Genomic DNA, 1,344 nt, shown 5'->3' on the forward strand with positions numbered 1-1,344 from the left:
AATAATCATCGTATAAGGAGGTGATCCAGCCCCAGGTTCCCCTAGGGCTACCTTGTTACGACTTCACCCCAGTCATGAACCACAAAGTGGTGAGCGTCCTCCCGAAGGTTAAACTACCCACTTCTTTTGCAGCCCACTCCCATGGTGTGACGGGCGGTGTGTACAAGGCCCGGGAACGTATTCACCGTGGCATTCTGATCCACGATTACTAGCGATTCCGACTTCATGGAGTCGAGTTGCAGACTCCAATCCGGACTACGACGCACTTTTTGGGATTCGCTCACTTTCGCAAGTTGGCCGCCCTCTGTATGCGCCATTGTAGCACGTGTGTAGCCCTACTCGTAAGGGCCATGATGACTTGACGTCGTCCCCACCTTCCTCCGGTTTATCACCGGCAGTCTCCCTGGAGTTCCCACCCGAAGTGCTGGCAAACAAGGATAAGGGTTGCGCTCGTTGCGGGACTTAACCCAACATTTCACAACACGAGCTGACGACAGCCATGCAGCACCTGTCTTACAGTTCCCGAAGGCACGCCTGCGTCTCCGCTGGCTTCTGTAGATGTCAAGAGTAGGTAAGGTTCTTCGCGTTGCATCGAATTAAACCACATGCTCCACCGCTTGTGCGGGCCCCCGTCAATTCATTTGAGTTTTAATCTTGCGACCGTACTCCCCAGGCGGTCTACTTAACGCGTTAGCTCCGAAAGCCACGGCTCAAGGCCACAACCTCCAAGTAGACATCGTTTACGGCGTGGACTACCAGGGTATCTAATCCTGTTTGCTCCCCACGCTTTCGCATCTGAGTGTCAGTATCTGTCCAGGGGGCCGCCTTCGCCACCGGTATTCCTTCAGATCTCTACGCATTTCACCGCTACACCTGAAATTCTACCCCCCTCTACAGTACTCTAGTTTGCCAGTTTCAAATGCAATTCCGAGGTTGAGCCCCGGGCTTTCACATCTGACTTAACAAACCACCTGCATGCGCTTTACGCCCAGTAATTCCGATTAACGCTCGCACCCTCCGTATTACCGCGGCTGCTGGCACGGAGTTAGCCGGTGCTTCTTCTGCAGCTAACGTCAAATGAATATGCTATTAACATACCCACCTTCCTCACTGCTGAAAGTACTTTACAACCCGAAGGCCTTCTTCATACACGCGGCATGGCTGCATCAGGCTTGCGCCCATTGTGCAATATTCCCCACTGCTGCCTCCCGTAGGAGTCTGGACCGTGTCTCAGTTCCAGTGTGGCTGATCATCCTCTCAGACCAGCTAGGGATCGTCGCCTTGGTGAGCCATTACCTCACCAACTAGCTAATCCCACCTGGGCATATCCTGACGCGAGAGGCC

At 53.7% G+C, this 1,344-nt stretch carries 1 rRNA gene; it reads right to left on the minus strand.

Annotated elements, in window-relative coordinates:
* Positions 1-13 precede the first annotated feature (13 nt).
* Positions 14-1,344 (minus strand): 16S ribosomal RNA (locus ACQEXR_RS20130); the annotation flags it as partial.

The sequence above is a fragment of the Vibrio sp. TRT 2004 genome, assembly GCF_050113735.1.
Lineage (GTDB): Bacteria > Pseudomonadota > Gammaproteobacteria > Enterobacterales > Vibrionaceae > Vibrio.